This is a genomic window from Streptomyces sp. NPDC026522, assembly GCF_055567555.1.
Window position 1 is genome coordinate 49,622 of record NZ_JBVHQF010000014.1, and the last position, 16,476, is coordinate 66,097.

At 70.4% G+C, this 16,476-nt stretch carries 14 protein-coding genes and 1 tRNA gene; 7 read left to right on the forward strand and 8 right to left on the reverse strand.

Translation table 11 applies throughout. The annotated features are described in order from the left end of the window. The first annotated feature begins 36 nt into the window (after positions 1-36). Together ACZ4M3_RS30480 and ACZ4M3_RS30485 are read left to right on the forward strand one after the other, a co-directional pair. Complete coding sequence (locus tag ACZ4M3_RS30480; RefSeq protein WP_467738083.1) at positions 37-1,620, forward strand: acyl-CoA carboxylase subunit beta; 1,584 nt, start codon at positions 37-39, stop codon at positions 1,618-1,620. 22 nt (positions 1,621-1,642) lie between these two features. Beyond that, on the forward strand, positions 1,643-1,843 hold the full coding sequence (locus ACZ4M3_RS30485) for an acyl-CoA carboxylase subunit epsilon (protein ID WP_453357174.1): 201 nt from the start codon (positions 1,643-1,645) through the stop codon (positions 1,841-1,843). Positions 1,844-1,934: 91 nt separating this feature from the next. Here the strand turns inward: ACZ4M3_RS30485 and ACZ4M3_RS30490 are convergent, their stop codons facing one another. The 8 genes from ACZ4M3_RS30490 to ACZ4M3_RS30525 all read right to left on the reverse strand — a co-directional run bounded on the left by ACZ4M3_RS30490 (position 1,935) and on the right by ACZ4M3_RS30525 (position 12,308). After that, the gene (locus ACZ4M3_RS30490) at positions 1,935-2,516 is read right to left on the reverse strand and encodes a GTP-binding protein (RefSeq protein WP_079429940.1); all 582 of its coding nucleotides are present in this window, start codon (positions 2,514-2,516) and stop codon (positions 1,935-1,937) included. Further along, positions 2,497-3,075, reverse strand: coding sequence for a DUF742 domain-containing protein (locus tag ACZ4M3_RS30495; protein ID WP_467738085.1), 579 nt, complete (start codon positions 3,073-3,075; stop codon positions 2,497-2,499). The genes ACZ4M3_RS30490 and ACZ4M3_RS30495 overlap by 20 nt, the downstream gene beginning before the upstream one ends. A 93-nt stretch (positions 3,076-3,168) precedes the next feature. Continuing rightward, a complete protein-coding gene (locus ACZ4M3_RS30500) occupies positions 3,169-3,582 on the reverse strand; it encodes a roadblock/LC7 domain-containing protein (RefSeq protein WP_008739857.1) in 414 nt (137 codons plus the stop codon). 10 nt (positions 3,583-3,592) lie between these two features. Further along, a complete protein-coding gene (locus tag ACZ4M3_RS30505; protein WP_467738087.1) occupies positions 3,593-6,802 on the reverse strand; it encodes a nitrate- and nitrite sensing domain-containing protein in 3,210 nt (1,069 codons plus the stop codon). Between the two features lie 294 nt (positions 6,803-7,096). After that, positions 7,097-7,681, reverse strand: coding sequence for a GTP-binding protein (locus tag ACZ4M3_RS30510; protein WP_136214586.1), 585 nt, complete (start codon positions 7,679-7,681; stop codon positions 7,097-7,099). Further along, positions 7,662-8,054 (reverse strand): DUF742 domain-containing protein, encoded by a 393-nt coding sequence (locus ACZ4M3_RS30515; RefSeq protein WP_467738089.1) that lies wholly within the window; start codon positions 8,052-8,054, stop codon positions 7,662-7,664. The genes ACZ4M3_RS30510 and ACZ4M3_RS30515 overlap by 20 nt, the downstream gene beginning before the upstream one ends. Positions 8,055-8,204: 150 nt before the next feature. Next, complete coding sequence (locus tag ACZ4M3_RS30520) at positions 8,205-8,618, reverse strand: roadblock/LC7 domain-containing protein (RefSeq protein WP_453353997.1); 414 nt, start codon at positions 8,616-8,618, stop codon at positions 8,205-8,207. A 9-nt stretch (positions 8,619-8,627) separates the two neighbouring features. After that, a complete protein-coding gene (locus ACZ4M3_RS30525) occupies positions 8,628-12,308 on the reverse strand; it encodes a nitrate- and nitrite sensing domain-containing protein (RefSeq protein ID WP_467738091.1) in 3,681 nt (1,226 codons plus the stop codon). A gap of 568 nt (positions 12,309-12,876) precedes the next feature. On the opposite strand from ACZ4M3_RS30525, the gene ACZ4M3_RS30530 reads away from it, so the two are divergent. The 5 genes from ACZ4M3_RS30530 to ACZ4M3_RS30550 all read left to right on the forward strand — a co-directional run bounded on the left by ACZ4M3_RS30530 (position 12,877) and on the right by ACZ4M3_RS30550 (position 16,467). Continuing rightward, positions 12,877-13,062 (forward strand): hypothetical protein, encoded by a 186-nt coding sequence (locus ACZ4M3_RS30530; protein WP_467738093.1) that lies wholly within the window; start codon positions 12,877-12,879, stop codon positions 13,060-13,062. 98 nt (positions 13,063-13,160) lie between these two features. Continuing rightward, positions 13,161-13,949 carry a fumarylacetoacetate hydrolase family protein gene (locus ACZ4M3_RS30535; protein WP_467738095.1) on the forward strand — a complete coding sequence of 263 codons (789 nt, stop codon included), beginning with the start codon at positions 13,161-13,163 and terminating at the stop codon, positions 13,947-13,949. Beyond that, a complete protein-coding gene (gene gltX, locus ACZ4M3_RS30540) occupies positions 13,942-15,417 on the forward strand; it encodes a glutamate--tRNA ligase (protein WP_467738097.1) in 1,476 nt (491 codons plus the stop codon). Before ACZ4M3_RS30535 ends, gltX begins: the two co-directional genes overlap by 8 nt. A gap of 164 nt (positions 15,418-15,581) precedes the next feature. Further along, positions 15,582-16,310 carry an HAD family hydrolase gene (locus ACZ4M3_RS30545; RefSeq protein ID WP_467738099.1) on the forward strand — a complete coding sequence of 243 codons (729 nt, stop codon included), beginning with the start codon at positions 15,582-15,584 and terminating at the stop codon, positions 16,308-16,310. 85 nt (positions 16,311-16,395) lie between these two features. After that, positions 16,396-16,467: transfer RNA gene (locus ACZ4M3_RS30550), tRNA-Gln, on the forward strand. Positions 16,468-16,476: the final 9 nt, after the last annotated feature.

Here is a 16,476-nt window from a genome sequence, read left to right on the forward strand (position 1 = left end):
GAGGGTTTTCGCCCCGTCACTTCGTAAGGTCGGTACATGACCGTTGTGGACCAGACTCCGAGCGAGCCGACGGACGCCCGCGGGCGCGTGGCCGAACTGCACTCCCTCAGGGAGCAGGCGCGGCGCGGGCCCAGTGACCGGGCGACCGAGGCGCAGCACGCCAAGGGCAAGCTCACCGCGCGCGAGCGCATCGCGCTGCTGCTCGACGAGGGTTCCTTCAAGGAGGTCGAGCAGCTGCGCCGGCACCGGGCCACCGGCTTCGGCCTGGAGGGCAAGAAGCCCTACACCGACGGTGTCATCACCGGCTGGGGCACGGTCGAGGGCCGCACGGTCTTCGTCTACGCCCACGACTTCCGCATCTTCGGCGGCGCGCTGGGCGAGGCCCACGCCACGAAGATCCACAAGATCATGGACATGGCCATCGCGGCCGGTGCCCCGCTGGTCTCCCTCAACGACGGCGCCGGCGCCCGGATCCAGGAGGGCGTCTCCGCCCTCGCCGGCTACGGCGGCATCTTCCAGCGCAACACCAAGGCCTCGGGCGTCATCCCGCAGATCTCGGTCATGCTGGGCCCCTGCGCCGGCGGCGCCGCGTACTCCCCGGCCCTCACCGACTTCGTGTTCATGGTCCGCGAGACCTCGCAGATGTTCATCACCGGTCCGGACGTCGTCCGCGCGGTGACCGGCGAGGAGATCACCCAGAACGGGCTCGGCGGGGCCGACGTGCACGCGGAGACCTCCGGCGTCGCGCACTTCGCGTACGACGACGAGGAGACCTGCATCTCCGAGGTGCGCTACCTCATCACGATGCTGCCCTCCAACAACCGGGAGAACCCGCCGCTGCACCCGACCTCGGACCCGGCGGACCGCCGCTCCGACGTGCTGCTGGACCTGGTGCCCGCCGACGGCAACCGCCCGTACGACATGCTCAAGGTCATCGAGGAGCTCGTCGACGACGGCGACGTCCTGGAGGTCCACGAGCGCTGGGCCCGCAACATCATCTGCGCGCTCGCCCGGTTGGACGGCCAGGTCGTCGGCATCGTCGCCAACCAGCCCGGCCACCTGGCCGGCGTGCTGGACATCGAGGCCTCCGAGAAGGCGGCCCGCTTCGTCCAGATGTGCGACGCCTTCAACATCCCGATCGTCACCCTGCTCGACGTCCCCGGCTTCCTGCCGGGCGTCGACCAGGAGCACGGCGGCATCATCCGGCACGGCGCCAAGCTGCTGTACGCCTACTGCAACGCCACCGTGCCGCGGATCTCGCTGATCCTGCGCAAGGCGTACGGCGGCGCGTACATCGTCATGGACTCCCAGTCCATCGGCGCCGACCTCACCTACGCCTGGCCCACCAACGAGATCGCCGTCATGGGCGCCGAGGGCGCGGCCAACGTCATCTTCCGCAAGCAGATCGCGGACGCCGAGGACCCCGAGGCCATGCGCGCCCGCATGGTCAAGGAGTACAAGGCCGAACTGATGCACCCGTACTACGCGGCCGAACGCGGCCTCGTGGACGACGTCATCGACCCCTCGGAGACCCGCGAAGTCCTCATCAGCGCCCTCGCGATGCTCCGCACCAAGCACGCCGATCTGCCGTCCCGCAAGCACGGCAACCCGCCGCAGTAAGAGCGAAGGAGACCTGCCACCCATGAGCGTCACCGCAGATACGCTGCTCAAGGTCGAGAAGGGCCACGCCGAGCCCGAGGAGCTGGCCGCGATCACCGCGATCCTGCTCGCCCGCGCCGCCGCCCCGGCGGCCGCCCCGGTGCACACCATCGGCTCCCAGGCCCGCTGGCGCCGCCTGGAGCGCAGCCCCGGCTTCCGCTCCGCCCACAGCTGGCGCGGCTGACCGGCCGCTGCTTCCGGCGCAGCCACAACGGCGAAAGGCCCCCCGCACTCCTCGGAGTGCGGGGGGCCTTTCGTGCGGGCCGGGCCGGCCGCTACCGCAGGCGGGCCATCAGGGCGTGCTCGACCAGGGTGATGAGCGCGCTCTTGGCGTCCCCGCGGTGGCGGGCGTCGGTGGTGATGATGGGGGCGTCCGGGCCGATCTGCAGGGCCTCGCGGACCTCCTCCGGGGTGTACGGCTGGTGGCCGTCGAAGCCGTTGAGGGCGATGACGAACGGCAGGCCGCTGTTCTCGAAGTAGTCCACGGCGGGGAAGCAGTCGGCGAGACGGCGCGTGTCGACCAGCACCACGGCGCCGATGGCGCCGCGCACGAGGTCGTCCCACATGAACCAGAAGCGGTCCTGACCCGGGGTACCGAAGAGGTACAGGATGAGGTCCTGGTCCAGGGTGATGCGGCCGAAGTCCATGGCGACCGTGGTGGTCGTCTTGTCCCCGGTGTGGGTGAGGTCGTCGATACCGGCGGAAGCGCTGGTCATGACGGCTTCGGTACGCAGCGGATTGATCTCGGAGACCGCGCCGACGAACGTGGTCTTGCCCACGCCGAAGCCGCCCGCCACCACGATCTTCGCGGAGGTGGTGGAGCGAGCCGCTCCGCCGTTAGAGCTTGCGAAGTCCACTGAGCACCCTTTCGAGCAGTGTCACATCTGGCTGGCCGCCGGCAGACTCGTCGCCGCCGGGCTGATGAATGGCGACAAGGCCCGCCTCCGCCAGGTCGGCGACGAGGATGCGGGCGACACCAAGAGGAATGGAGAGGAGTGCCGAGATCTCCGCGACGGATTTGATCTCTTGGCACAGACGGCAGATGCGCTGGTGCTCGGGCAACTGCCCTTGCAGCCGGGCGGGATCCGCCGTGGTACTGACCAGCGCCTCGATGGCGAGCTGGTAGCGCGGCCGGGTACGGCCGCCGGTCATCGCGTACGGACGCACCAGCGGGTTGTGCGCCTTGGGCGCCTGCGGACGCGAGGCCCGCGGCGGCTGCTGCGGGAGCCGGTGTGGCGCCTGCGGCTGCTGCGGCTGCTGGGGCTGACCGTACTGGGGCTGACCGTACTGCTGCTGGTACGGGTCCTGCTCCGGCACCGGCCGGCTGGGAGCGGAGGGAAAGTTGAAGCGGTTCTGGTCGTGCCCACCCTGCGGCTGCTGCGCGCCGCCATAAGGATGTCCTCCGGGTGTTGTCACGTTTCCTCCTCCTGCTCCAAGAACGCAGTACTCCCTGTAGAACCGCGCCACCGCACCCTATGGTGCGATGACGCGAAACGCACTGCCTGTTTGCTAGTTGAGAAGACTTCCCTGCAGCTCCGAACGCAGTTCCGGGGTGAGGACACTGCCGGCTCGGTCCACGAGGAGGGCCATCTCGTAGCCCACGAGGCCGATGTCGCACTCGGGGTGCGCGAGCACCGCGAGCGAGGAACCGTCGGAGACGGACATGAGGAACAGGAATCCCCGGTCCATCTCCACCACGGTCTGGTTGACGGCGCCGCCCTCGAAGATGCGGGAGGCTCCGGCGGTCAGCGAGGTCAGTCCGGAGGCCACGGCCGCCAGCTGATCGGCGCGGTCGCGCGGGAATCCGTCGGACATCGCCAGAAGAAGGCCGTCGGCGGAGACCACCACCGTGTGGGACACCCCGGGGGTGTTGTCCACGAAGTTGGTGATCAACCAGTTCAGGTTCTGTGCCGCCTGGCTCATCGGGCTCACACTAACGCTCCTGGTCATAGCTGTTACTTGACTGCTCGGAACCCGCGCTGCGTCCCTGCTGGACACCGCGCCGCAGGTTGCTCAACCTGCCGCGGACGTCCTCCGGGGCGCGGGAGACCTGGGGGCCGCCCTGCGGGGTCGTCTCCGCAGCACCCTCGACCAGGTTGGCCTTGGGCACCCGCCGAGGGAGACCGGACGGGGTGACCCCGCCCGCCTTCGGCTCACGGAGCTTGGCGGCCTGCTGCCAGCGCTCGTCGTTGTTCGAACGCCACGCCGCGCTGCCTTCCGTCTCCTCCGGGGCACTCTCCGCCTCAGCGGACTGCCGCTGACGCTGCGGCCGCTGCTCGAAGAGGGACCCGGTGGACTCCGCTTTCTGCTGTCCCGACTGCCCCTGCTGCTGGCTGCCACGACGCGGCAGGCCCGCTCCGGTCATCTGGTGACCGGTGTCGGCAGCGGCACCCGGACGGTCGAAGCCTACGCGGTCCGGAGCCGCTTCGGGAGCGGCCTGGGATTCCGATTCGGTCCCGTAGCCCTGCTGGTAGGAGCCCGAATAGGTGTTCTGCTCGGGCCACCCGGCCTGCTGGGACTGGGATGCGTAGCCGTCCTCGTAGGACTGGGCGTTGTGGCCCTGGTCCTGGTACTCGGCTTCCGGATAAGAGTAGTTCTGCTGCGGGTATGCCTCGTACGCCTGCTCGGCGGCCGAAGTCTCGTACGAGCTCTCGTAGCCCTGCGCGGACTGCTGCTCGTAGCCCTGGTACTCCTGGTACCCGTGCTCCGGCTGCGGTTCCGGATACTCCTGCGCGGGATACCCGGACTGCTCGTGCTCCTGGTCCTGCTGGTGCTCCTGGTCCTGCGGGAAGCCGACCTGGGCCGCCAGCGCGGCCCGGCGCTCCTGCTGGGTCAGGGACCGGCCGACCGGGTCGAGCGAGCGCTCCTCGCCGCCCTGGGCGTCGTAGCGCGAGTCGTCGAAGCCGAGCTCGGCGGCCGTGCGCAGCGGCGGGGCCAGCTGGGCCTGCTGCTCCGGGATGATCGAGGAGACCGTGAAGTCGTCGTCCGGGATGCCCTCGCCGCCACCACCGTGCGTGATGGCGTCCGGGAGCATGACCAGCGAGGTGGTGCCGGCCGCTTCGCCGGAGGGGCGCAGCTGGACGCGGATGCCGTGGCGGTCCGCCAGCCGGCCGACCACGAACAGACCCATGCGCTGCGAGATCGCGGCGTCCACGGTCGGCGGGTTGGCCAGCTTGTGGTTGATGTCCGCGAAGTCCTCGGCGGTGAGGCCGATGCCCTTGTCGTGGATCTCCACCATGACGCGGCCGTCGGGCAGCCTGGTGGCGTTGACGCGGACCTTGGTCTGCGGGGAGGAGAACGTGGTCGCGTTCTCCAGCAGCTCGGCGAGCAGGTGCACGAGGTCGGTCACGGCCTGGCCGTGGATCTCCGCTTCCGAGACGCCCGAGAGCTCGATGCGCTCGTACTGCTCCACCTCGGAGGAGGCGGCGCGCAGCACGTCCACGAGGGGCACCGGCTGGTCCCAGCGGCGGCCCGGCTCCTCACCCGCGAGGATGAGGAGGTTCTCGCCGTTGCGGCGCATACGGGTGGCCAGGTGGTCCAGCCGGAAGAGGTTCTCCAGCTGGTCGGGGTCGGCCTCGTTGTTCTCCAGGTCGGTGATGAGGGTCAGCTGGCCCTCGATCAGCGACTGGTTGCGCATGGAGAGGTTCGTGAAGATCGCGTTGACGTTCCCTCGCAGGAGGGCCTGCTCGGCGGCGAGCCGGACCGCTTCGCGGTGGACCTGGTCGAAGGCGCGGGCGACCTCGCCGATCTCGTCCTGGGAGTCGATCGGGATCGGCGTCACGCGGGTGTCGACCTTGCCGGGGTCGGTGCGCGAGAGCTGGTCGACGAGCATCGGCAGGCGCTGCTCGGCGACGTCGAAGGCGGCGGCGCGCAGGCGGCGCATGGAGCGGCTCATCTGGCGCGCCATCATGCCGGCCAGGATGAAGGCGGCGAGCAGGGCCACGACCACGGCGGCACCGGTGACGATGGCGTCGGTGCGGGCCGAGTCGGAGACCGCGACGGAGTCGTTGACGGCCTTGTCGAGGAGTTCCTTCTCGATCTCGGCGTAGCCGTCGAACTTGGCGGTGGCCGCCGCCTGCCAGGCGGGGGCGGTGGTACCGGCGGCGGCGAGCTTGTCCTTGCCGACGCCGCTGGCTATCGCCTCGGTCATGCCGGTGAGGGCGGAGCCGTTGACGACCGGCGGGGCCTTGAAGGTGGTGCCGGCCTGGTCGGCCGCCAGCTTGGCGGCGGTCAGCTTGGCGGCGCCGTCCTTGGCCTTGTCGGCCATGACCTCCTTGAGGCGGTTGGTGTCCGCGTCGGTGCCGGCCGCGACGTACTCGCCGATCGCGATCTCTTCGAGGTAGGCGTAGGAGGAGAACGCGACGAGCTGGCCCCTGCGGGTCTCCTCGTTCTCGTTCGGGCGGACCAGGAGGTGCGTACCGACCGACCGCTGGAGCGAGTTGGCGGCCTTGGCCAGCTCGACCGCGTAGACCATGCGGCCGTAGCTGGTGACGTTGCCGGTGCCCAGGCCCAGTTCGTTGGAGAACGTCATGAGGTAGTGCTGGACCAGCACGTAGCCCTCTTCGGTCGGGATGGGACCCGCCTGGTTGGGAAGTGCCTTCTTCGGCGTCTCCGGCGCCACGTACGCCGTCTTGCGGACCTGCTCCAGCTTCGGCTCCTCCTGGCGGAAGAGCGCGAGGCGGTGCTCCAGGCTCTGGTTGTCCGGGAGGTCCTTGGCGGCTTCGGCGAACTTCGCCTTGGCCGCGTCCGTGGCCGCGTAGGCCTTCGCCACGACCGGGCTGTTGCGCTCGCCCTTGAGGAGCGGTTCGGCGGTGAGGTCACGCTCGTTGAGGAGGGCCTGGCCGTATTCGGCCGCCGCCTGGACGATGCGGGCGGTCTTCTCGGCGTCCTTGGCCTCGTTCCAGCTGTCGATCGAGCCCTTCACCTGGAACCCGCCCATGACCAGTCCGACGAGGACGGGTACCAGGAGGATGGCGTTCAGCTTGGTCGGCACGCGCCAGTTGCGCGGGGCGAACTTGCTGCTGCTGCCCTTGGCGGCAGGTGGCTCCACGGGCGCGTCGACGGGCGACGCGGCCGCTCGCGGCGGCGGGGTGAAGTTGCCCCGCGCGGGTTCGACCCCGGGGCTCGCGTTGCTTCGCCTCACTCGACCAACAACCTCTCGGCGGTACTACTAGCTAGTTCGTTGAATTCCAGCACGGTTGACGGCCCTGTTCCAAACAGTTGGAATCAGCCATTCCAACAACCTTATGTCCCGCATAAATCGGACATAAAGAGCGACCTGCGGCAAAAACCGGGCCAGTTGTGAGCACAGGGGTACCGCATGAACGCACCCTGTGCCCAACTGGCTTCAATTCTCTGTCGAAACGTTATGAACGAGGAGGGCGGGCCGTGTTCTATGACACAGCCCGCCCTTCGCCGCTCACGATATGAGAGCCCGTTACTTGAGCCGCGCCATCAGTGCGTGCTCCACGAGCGTGATGAGCGCGCTCTTGGCGTCCGCGCGGTGGCGGGCGTCGGTGGTGATGATGGGGGCGTCCGGGCCGATCTGCAGGGCCTCGCGGACTTCCTCCGGGGTGTACGGCTGGTGCCCCTCGAAACCGTTGAGCGCCACCACGAACGGCAGGCCGCTGTTCTCGAAGTAGTCGACCGCGGGGAAGCAGTCGGCCAGGCGGCGGGTGTCGACCAGGACGATCGCGCCGATGGCGCCGCGGACCAGGTCGTCCCACATGAACCAGAAGCGGTCCTGACCCGGGGTGCCGAACAGGTACAGGATGAGGTCCTGGTCCAGGGTGATGCGGCCGAAGTCCATGGCGACCGTGGTGGTCGTCTTGTCCCCGGTGTGGGTGAGGTCGTCGATGCCCGCGCTCGCGGACGTCATCACGGCCTCGGTACGCAGCGGATTGATCTCGGAGACCGCGCCGACGAACGTGGTCTTGCCCACGCCGAAGCCGCCCGCCACCACGATCTTCGCGGAGGTGGTGGAGCGAGGAGCCGCTCCGCCGTCAGATCTTGCGAAGTCCACTGAGAACCCTCTCGAGCAGCGTTACATCCGGCGTTCCGCCGGCCTCTCCATTGCCCGGCTGGTGGATGGCCACCATTCCGGCCTCGGCCAGGTCGGCGACGAGGATCCGGGCGACACCGAGCGGCATCGACAGCAGTGCGGAGACCTCCGCGACCGACTTCACCTCACGGCACAGGGTGCAGATGCGCTGGTGCTCCGGCAGCAGGCCGGACAGGTGCATCGGATCGGCCGTGGTGCTGACCAGCGCCTCTATGGCGAGCTGGTAGCGGGGCCGGGTCCGGCCGCCGGTCATCGCGTACGGACGTACCAGCGGCTGGTCGCCTTCCGAGTACGAGTCCTCGTACGAATCCGGGTAGGCGGGGGGCGGGGTCATTGATCCTCCGGGCTGGACAGCAGTGGTCAGCGTGCCGTCTCACGGGGCGGCCGGTGGGGGGGACGGTATGACGGCCTGGCGGTGGTACTTGGCTGGGGCGGGCGCCCCTGCCTCCCGGCCGGAAGTACCGGCCGGCCGGGAGGGTTGCGGTCAGCTGAGAAGGCTTCCCTGGAGTTCCGAGCGCAGTTCCGGGGTGAGGACACTGCCGGCCCGGTCCACGAGGAGGGCCATCTCGTAGCCCACGAGGCCGATGTCGCACTCGGGGTGCGCGAGCACCGCGAGCGAGGAACCGTCGGAGACGGACATGAGGAACAGGAATCCCCGGTCCATCTCCACCACGGTCTGGTTGACGGCGCCGCCCTCGAAGATGCGGGAGGCTCCGGCGGTCAGCGAGGTCAGTCCGGAGGCCACGGCCGCCAGCTGATCGGCCCGGTCACGGGGGAAACCTTCCGACATCGCCAGAAGGAGTCCGTCGGCGGAGACCACCACGGTGTGGGACACCCCGGGGGTGTTGTCCACGAAGTTGGTGATCAACCAGTTCAGGTTCTGTGCCGCCTGGCTCATCGAACTCAACTATCGCTCCTGCTGGTAAGTGGGGTCGATCTGGTAACTGCCGGTCGCGGGGCCGGTGGTGCCGGCCTGGCGCCCCTGCTGAATACCGCGTCGGAGGTTGGTGAGGCGGCCGCGGACGTCGTCCGGGGCGCGCGAGACCTGCGGGCCGGCCTGGGTCTCGGCCTGCTGCTGAGCGGTACCGGCCACGAGGTTCGCCCGCGGCACCCGCTTGGGCAGGCCCGAGGTGGTGATGCCGCCGGCGGCGGGCTGGCGCACGCGCTCGGCCTGTCGCATCAGCTCGTCGTTCGGCGAGGACCGCCAGCTTACGGTCGGCACCGCGCCGGTCGCCGTCGGGTCGGCCGGGAGCTCCTGACCGCGCTGGGGGAGCGGCTGCTGGTGAGCCGGCGCGGCGGGAGCCTGCTGCTGGTACTGCGGCTGCGGCTGCGGCTGCCGGGGTACGGAGGGGCCGCCGTCCTGGCGGACCCAGTTCGACTCCAGGGTGTCGAAGATGGGGCTGCGCGCCTCACCGGGACCCTGGGCCGGCGGCAGCGCCTCGGGCTGCGCCTGCGGACGCTGCGCCGGGAAGAAGCCGCCGGACTGGGGCGCCTGGGGCTGGCGGCCGCTCTGGCCGCCCACGCCGGGGCCGCCGCCGCGGGGAGCCTGGAAGTCCGCCGGGCGCTCGAACTGCCCGGTCGCGGACGGGTCCAGGGGACCGCGTACGTCGGGGCGCTCGAACTGCCCGGTGGTGCTGTTGGCGGGGTTGCCGCCGCCCTGCGGGGGCGGGGCGTTGAAGTCCGGGCGGGCGAACTCCGCCGTCGCACCGGGGCCCGACAGCTCGTCGTGCCCCCGCGGGACCTCGTGGCCGCCCTGGCCCGCGCCCCAGCTGGTGCCCTGCGGCGCCGCGGCACCGGCACCAGGGAGCTCCGGTCGCGGGGCGCCGCCGCGCGGCGGCAGCTGCGGCCGCTTGCGCTGGACGGGCGCCTGGGGCTGGCCCTGGGCGGTGGCCGGAGCGGGCTGCTGCTGCGGCCGCTCGAAGCCGTTGCCCTGCGGGAAGGCGGCGGGACCGGCACCGGGCCGGGACTGCGCACCGCCCGCCGGACCCCCGGCCGGGCCGCGGCCCGGGAGCGGGGCACCGGGGGCGAAACCGCCCGCGCCCTGGCCCGTCGGGGCGCCGGGACCGGCCTGCGGACGCGCCATCGGGCCGCCCTGCTGCTGCGGCCGGCCGCCCTGCGGGCCGGGACCCTGGCCCTGGGGCCGCTGCTGCGGACCGGCGGAACCGTCCCGCCCGGGCAGCGCGGCACGCTGTCCGGCTGCGGAGACCTGACCGCGCTGCGGGCCGGCGCCGACCGGGGGACGCGCGCCCCCGGCACCGGCGGAACCCTGGCCCGCGGCACCGCCCGGACCGCCGGGAAGGCCCTGCGCGGAGCCGGCCCCGGGACCGCCCTGACCACCCTGGCCGGGCATCGGCCCGGGCTTCTTGCCGCCCTGGGCGACGTCCACCGGCAGCATGACGAGCGCGGTGGTGCCGCCCGAGTCGGAGGGGCGCAGCTGGATCCGGATGCCGTGTCGCAGGGACAGGCGGCCGACCACGAACAGGCCCATGCGGCGGGAGACGGAGACGTCCACGGTCGGCGGCGAGGCGAGCCGCTCGTTGATCGCGGCGAGGTCCTCGGGGGAGAGGCCGATACCGGTGTCGTGGATCTCGACGAGCACCCGGCCGTCCGGCAGGGCGTGACCGGTGACCTTGACCTTGGTCTGCGGGGAGGAGAACGAGGTGGCGTTCTCCAGCAGCTCGGCCAGCAGGTGCACGAGGTCGTTGACGACGCGGCCGGCGACGTCGGTGCCGGGCACCGACGAGAGTTCGATGCGCTCGTACTGCTCCACCTCGGACGCCGCGGCGCGGAGCACGTCGACGAGCGGGACGGGACGGGTCCACCGGCGGCCCGGCTCCTCGCCCGCGAGGACGAGGAGGTTTTCGCCGTTACGGCGCATGCGGGTCGCGAGGTGGTCGAGCTTGAAGAGCGAGGACAGCTGGTCCGGGTCGGCCTCGCGCGACTCCAGCTCGGAGATGAGCGAGAGCTGGCGCTGGATGAGACCCTGCGAGCGGCGCGAGAGGTTGGTGAACATCGCGTTGACGTTGCCCCGGAGCAGGGCCTGCTCGGCGGCGAGGCGGACGGCCTCGCGGTGCACGTCGTCGAAGGCCGCGGCCACCTGGCCGATCTCGTCGCGGGTGTGCAGGCCGACGGACTCCACCGTGGTGTCGACGTCCTGCGGGTCCGTCTCGGACAGCTGCTTGACGAGCTCGGGCAGCCGGTCCTGGGCGACCCGGGTCGCCGTGTCCTGGAGGCGGCGCAGCGAGCGGATCATGGAGCGGGCCATGACGAAGGCGCCGACGAGGGAGACGCCGAGGACGAGGAGGATCAGCGCACCGTTGATGATGGCGTCCTGCTGCGACTGGCTCTTCAGCTCGCGGGCCTTCTGCTCCATGTCCTCGAGCAGGGTGAGCTCGATGACCTTCATGGCCGTGAGCTTGGTGCCGTCGGCGTCGTACCAGTCCATCCAGGAGCGGTACTGCGCCTCCTTGGCGAACTGCCCCTGCGTGGACAGCACGCGCCGGGTGAAGTGGTCGGCCTTGCTGATCTCCGCGTTGCCGTCGCCGAGGCTCGCGAGGAGCTCCTCGGGCTTGCCCTGGTAGACGAGTTCGAAGGTCTTCTTCGACTGGCTCTCGCCGCGCAGCGCGGACAGCGCGTACAGCCGGTCGTTCTCGGTCAGCGTGCCGGGCTTCTCGCCGCTCTCGGGGAGCGAGGCGGCGATGATCGCGCGCTGGATGGAGGCGTACTCCTTGGCGGAGGAGAAGGCCGCCAGGGCGCGCGTACGCTTGATCATCTCGGGGTTGGAGGTGGCCTGGGCCATGTCCTGCGAGAGCGAGAGCAGCGAGACGATCAGTGCGTTGTACTCGGTGACCGTCTGCTGGGCGCCGTTCTGGTACGCCTTCTTGCGGATGTCCTCGATGCCGGTGAGCTGGCGGCCGATCTGCAGGATGTTGTTGCGGATGGACTTGAGGGTCTCGTCCTTGTCCTGCGTGCTGTCGACCTTGTCGGTCGCGACGGCGAAGGCCTTCGCGGCGGCGTCGGTCTGGTCGCGGACGCCCTCGACGAGGGAGTTCGCCTTGCCCGACCTGTCGACCGACAGCGGACCGGCCGACTTGTCGCGCTCCTCCTGGAGCGCGGCGGCCAGGTTGGTGGCCTGCCGGGTCATCGTCGTCAGCAGCTGCATGTGGTCCAGCTGCGCGATGTCGTTGAGCGAGTCGTTGATGCGGAAGCCACCGAGCGTGGTGGCGGCGACGACCGGCAGGGTCAGCAGCGACACCAGTCGCGTGCTGATGCGCCAGTTCTGCATGGCGAGGCGTGAACCGGACCCGCTGGGGGCCTTCGGTATCGCCACGTCCTGTTCGGGAGCCGGCTCGCCCTTGCCCTTGGCCCGCGCCACGCCCTTCGGCTTGGCCCGGCCCTTGGCCTTCCCCTTCACGGGGTTGGCGGCCTCGGAGCCCGCTCCTTCGACAGCCGGCCCTCGGTTCTGGGCGTGCTGGGGCGAGGAGCCACGGTCGGTCCCGCCGCGCGGCTCCTGCTCCGACGCAGCTTCCCCTCGGCCCTCGTGGGCCTGGGGAGAACCCTTGCCATCCCTCTTGAATCGTCCCTGCACTAGCGTCGCAACCTCTGGACCAGGCGTCCCGCCGGTGGAGCGGTGGGACGGTGTCGAGTCGTGGGGCACTGACGGCCCCATGGTGGTCGTCGGTGACCGGCGCGTCTCCCTCTCCTTGCCGCCGCGCTAGGCGCTGAGTCGCGCCACCTGCGCGCCGGCTGATTCCCGCGGCGGTCCCGCGAATTCCAGCACAGTGGGGGATCTCCAACAAGGTGCGCGCCTCGCCCCGGCGAGCCGATCACGTACCGCGACGGGTGCATTACGTGGCGTGGAAGCCCTTTCGGGAGGAACCGGACTTACATCGACCAAACAACGCGACTGTCAAGGTGTCCCAGTCGAGATGATCAGGAGCGGAATAACGCGTTCAGTGGCGCAATGTCCGTTTCGGGGCCTCAAATTGACTGCCCGTTATGACCGTAATGCCGGGTCGCTGGTGAGGAAACTCACACAGCCCTGGCCATTACTTCCCGGTTCGGCGGGGGATTCAGATGTTTAGCCTTTCCCTTTGCAGGGTTGGCGCATCCGACAACCACCACACCGACGAGCGAGCCGAGGGCCCGAAACTCCGATGAAGACGACGATGATGTTCCGCAACATAGCCAACCCCCGCCGTACCACCCTGGCGCACCTCAAGGACGCCGAGGAGCTGCAGACGGCCCTGGCCCCGGAGCACTCCGTCGAGCTGCCCGCGCAGACCGCCAACCCCCGCCGCACCGTCCTCATGGACGCGCCGGTCGCCGCCGCTGCGCAGTAGACCCGCCCGGCAAAGGACGCGAAGCGCCCCCGCCCACCGCGTTAGCCTGGAGTCCGCAGACTCCAGCCAGCGGAAATACAGAGGGGCAGACGCAACCGGTGCGCATCGCCAGGTTCTCGATCGACGGCAACGTCGCGTTCGGCGCGGTCGAGGGCAGCACTGCCCCCGGCGCCGAAGGTGAGCTCGTCCTCGACATCATCAAGGGCATCCCGTTCGCGGACTTCGAGCTCTCGGGCACCAAGGTCCCGCTGAACAAGGTCCGGCTGCTGCCGCCCGTGCTCCCGAACAAGGTCGTGGCCATCGGCCGCAACTACGCGGAGCACGCGGCGGAGCTGGGCAACGCGGTGCCGGAGACGCCCATCACCTTCTTCAAGCCCTCCACCTCGGTGGTCGGCCCGGGCGACCCCATCACGTACCCCTCCTTCTCCCAGGACCTCCACCACGAGGCGGAGCTCGCCGTGGTCATCGGCCGGATGTGCCGCGAGGTCCCCAAGGAGCGCGTCAAGGACGTGATCCTCGGCTACACCTGCGCCAACGACGTCACCGCGCGCGACGTCCAGCAGCGCGAGAAGCAGTGGGCCCGCGCCAAGGGCTTCGACAGCTCCTGCCCGCTGGGCCCCTGGATCGAGACCGACCTGGACCCGGGCGACCTGACCATCCAGTGCACCGTCAACGGCGAACAGCGCCAGCTCGGCCGCACCAGCGACATGGTCCGCTCGATCGAGGACCTGGTCGTGCACATCACCGAGGCCATGACGCTGCTCCCGGGCGACGTCATCCTCACGGGGACCCCGGCCGGAGTCGGCCCCCTCAACGTCGGCGACGAGGTCGCCGTCACCATCGAAGGCATCGGCACTCTCACCAACAAGGTGATCAAGCGTGGCTAACGCGAACGTCCGCGTACGTTTCTGTCCCTCCCCGACCGGCAACCCCCACGTGGGTCTGGTCCGCACCGCCCTCTTCAACTGGGCGTTCGCCCGCCATCACGGCGGTACGTTCGTCTTCCGCATCGAGGACACCGACGCGGCCCGCGACTCCGAGGAGTCCTACCACCAGCTGCTCGACTCGCTGCGCTGGCTGGGCTTCACCTGGGACGAGGGCCCCGAGGTCGGCGGCCCGCACGCCCCCTACCGCCAGTCGCAGCGGATGGACATCTACGCCGACGTCGCCCAGCGCCTGCGCGACGGCGGATACGCGTACGACTGCTACTGCACGACCGAGGAACTGGAGGAGCGCCGCACCGCCGCCCGGGCGGCCGGCAAGCCCTCCGGCTACGACGGCCACTGCCGCGACCTGACCGCCGAGCAGGTGGCCGCGTACCAGGCCGAGGGCCGCCTCTCGATCGTCCGCTTCCGGATGCCCGACGAGCCGATCACCTTCACCGACCTGGTCCGCGGCGAGCTGACCTTCACCCCGGAGAACGTGCCGGACTTCGGCATCCTGCGGGCCAACGGCGCTCCGCTGTACACGCTCGTCAACCCGGTCGACGACGCGCTGATGCAGATCACGCACGTGCTGCGCGGCGAAGACCTGCTGTCCTCCACGCCCCGCCAGATCGCGCTGTACAAGGCGCTGATGGAACTGGGCATCGCCACCGGCGTCCCGGAGTTCGGCCACCTGCCGTACGTCATGGGCGAGGGGAACAAGAAGCTCTCCAAGCGCGACCCGGAGGCCTCGCTCAACCTGTACCGCGAGCGCGGCTTCCTCCCCGAGGGCCTGCTGAACTACCTCTCGCTCCTCGGCTGGTCGTTCTCCAAGGACCAGGACATCTTCACCATCGAGGAGATGGTGGCGAAGTTCGACATCACGGACGTGAACGCCAACCCGGCCCGCTTCGACCTGAAGAAGGCCGAGGCGATCAACGCCGACCACATCCGCCGGATGGACCCGAAGGCGTTCGCCGACGCCTGCACACCGTGGCTGCGCGCGCCGCACGCCAACTGGGAGCCGGAGGACTTCGACGCGCAGGCGTGGGAGGCCATCGCGCCGTACGCCCAGACCCGGGTGACCGTCCTGTCGGACATCACGGCGAACGTCGACTTCCTCTTCCGCAAGGAGCCGGTCGAGGACCAGGCGTCCTGGGACAAGGCGATGAAGGGCGAGCCTGCGGCCCTGCTGACCACCGTCCGCGCACACCTGGAGACGGCCGACTGGAACGACCCGGAGGCCCTCAAGCAGGCCGTCCTGACCGCCGGCGAGGCCCACGGGCTGAAGCTGGGCAAGGCCCAGGCCCCCGTCCGCGTCGCCGTCACCGGCCGCACGGTCGGCCTGCCGCTCTTCGAGTCCCTCCAGATCCTGGGCAAGGAGCGCTCCCTGGCCCGCATCGACGCGGCGCTGGCGAAGCTCGCCGCCTGACCCGCACCCACCCCGAAGGGGCGGCCGCCTCCCCGGCGGCCGCCCCTTCGGCGTCGGTGGGGGCGGTGGGGGCCGTCGGCACGCCGAAGGCGCGGTCAGCCGCTTCGCGACGGACTTCTCCGTCCGGCCCGCACCGGAGGAAGCCGCCCAGTAGTCTCGGCCGTATGCCGATCCGTGCGCTGTTGTGGGACGTCGACGACACCCTGTTCGACTACACCGGGGCCGACACGGCCGGACTCGCGCGGCACCTGGCCGACGACGGGCTGGCGGAGCGCTACGGGACCCCGGCGGCGGCCCTCGCCCTGTGGCGCGCCGCGACCGAACGCCACTGGGCCCGCTTCGCCGCCGGGGAGACGACGTTCCTGGCCCAGCGCCAGGACCGGGTGCGGGACTTCCTGGCGGCCCCGGGGATGAGCGACGCCGAGGCCGACAGCTGGTTCGACCGGTACGTCGTGCACTACCAGGCGGCCTGGGCGCTCTTCCCGGACGTGCTCCCGGTACTGGACGCCCTGGCCGGCGACTACCGGCACGGGGTGCTCTCCAACTCCTCCACCGCCAACCAGGACCCCAAGCTGCGCCGGCTCGGGCTGCGCGAGCGCTTCGAGGTGCTGGTGTGCGCCGCCGAACTCGGTGTGAGCAAGCCGGACGCGGCCGCCTTCCTCGGCGCCTGCGAGGCGCTCGGGCTGCCGCCGCAGCAGGTGGCGTACGTCGGCGACCAGCCGGAGATCGACGCCCGCGGGGCCCGGGACGCGGGCCTGACGGCGGTGTGGCTCGACCGCTGCGGCGCGCCCGGACCGGCCCCGGAGGGAGTGCACCGGATCTCCGGTCTTGCCCAGCTCCCCGCGCTGCTGGCCGCAGATACCCGTTTTGGAGCACGGTCAGGCATCCGGTAATGTTCTTTCTGCGCCGCCCGAGCGGGCCGGAAGGCCGGACGGAGGCGCTAACCGAATGAAAGTCCCTCAGGGGCTTGCATTTTGGTGGGCTATAGTGTAATTGGCAACACGAGGGTTTCTGGTTCCCTTATTCTAGGTTCGAGTCCTGGTAGCCCAGCGCAGTGCA

Coding starts and splice junctions, on each gene's coding strand:
- ACZ4M3_RS30480 (WP_467738083.1), top strand. CDS start 37: ATGACCGTTGTGGACCAGACTCCGAGCGAGCCGACGGACGCCCGCGGG.
- ACZ4M3_RS30485 (WP_453357174.1), top strand. CDS start 1,643: ATGAGCGTCACCGCAGATACGCTGCTCAAGGTCGAGAAGGGCCACGCC.
- ACZ4M3_RS30500 (WP_008739857.1), bottom strand. CDS start 3,582: ATGAGCCAGGCGGCACAGAACCTGAACTGGTTGATCACCAACTTCGTG.
- ACZ4M3_RS30515 (WP_467738089.1), bottom strand. CDS start 8,054: ATGACCCCGCCCCCCGCCTACCCGGATTCGTACGAGGACTCGTACTCG.
- ACZ4M3_RS30520 (WP_453353997.1), bottom strand. CDS start 8,618: ATGAGCCAGGCGGCACAGAACCTGAACTGGTTGATCACCAACTTCGTG.
- ACZ4M3_RS30530 (WP_467738093.1), top strand. CDS start 12,877: ATGAAGACGACGATGATGTTCCGCAACATAGCCAACCCCCGCCGTACC.
- ACZ4M3_RS30545 (WP_467738099.1), top strand. CDS start 15,582: ATGCCGATCCGTGCGCTGTTGTGGGACGTCGACGACACCCTGTTCGAC.